Raw genomic sequence first — 837 nt, 5'->3', positions numbered from 1 at the left:
GCTGGAGCGGGATGGGCGAGCGAAATTCAGCCGACCTCGCCCAAGCCTCCGCGACCTCCACCAGGGCCGGCTACCCCGCTCCCGCGGCCGCAGCGGGCACCCGGCAGCGTCCGGGCACGCGGCCGGGGCAGGGGAGGCGGCCGGCATCGCGGGCATTGCCGGGCAAGGCAACCGGGTGCTATCTGGACAACATGTTGCCCAACGACCCCTACGCCGTGACGACGCCAGAGGCGCTGGCCGCGCATTACGAGGCGACGCATCCCCGCTTCCTCGCCAAGGTGACGGACCGGCTGGAGGCGCGCGCCCTGGAATTCATCGCCGCCGCCCCCTTCTGCATCCTGGCGACCAGCGGCCCGCAGGGCCCGCACGCCACCCCGCGCGGCGACGCCCCGGGCTTCGTGCGGCCGCTGGATGAGCAGACCCTCGCCCTGCCCGACCGCCGCGGCAACAACCGGCTGGACGGGCTGCGGGACATCCTGGCGAATCCGCAGGTCGCACTGCTCTTCCTCATCCCCGGGGTGGGGGAGACGCTGCGGGTGCAGGGCACCGCGCGCATCACCGCCGACCCCGCGCTGCGGGAGCGCTTCGCGGAACAGGGCAAGCTGCCCGCCACCGTCCTGCTGGTGACGGTGCGGGAGGTCTATGCGCATTGCGCCAAGGCCATCATCCGCTCGAAGCTCTGGGGCGAGCGGCGACGGCCGCAGGGTGTGCCGACCAATGGCGAGCTGATCGCGGCGCATACCGCGGGCGCGGCCATCGACCCGCAGCAATACGAGGCCGAGTACCAGGAGCGGCTGCGGACGCAGCTTTACTAGAGCATGCTGCGTTCGCTTGCGC

1 protein-coding gene is annotated in these 837 nt (G+C 72.6%); it reads left to right on the top strand.

Annotation, left to right across the window (positions count from 1 at the left end):
• Positions 1-191 precede the first annotated feature (191 nt).
• Positions 192-815 carry a pyridoxamine 5'-phosphate oxidase family protein gene (locus NJ376_RS23425; protein ID WP_252955707.1) on the top strand — a complete coding sequence of 208 codons (624 nt, stop codon included), beginning with the start codon at positions 192-194 and terminating at the stop codon, positions 813-815.
• The last annotated feature ends 22 nt before the right edge of the window (positions 816-837 follow it).

It is taken from the genome of Siccirubricoccus soli (assembly GCF_024178315.1).
In the GTDB taxonomy this organism is placed as follows: domain Bacteria; phylum Pseudomonadota; class Alphaproteobacteria; order Acetobacterales; family Acetobacteraceae; genus Siccirubricoccus; species Siccirubricoccus soli.
The sequence above is the reverse complement of the archived record's forward strand: the minus strand, read 5'-3'. Positions and strand labels throughout refer to the sequence as shown.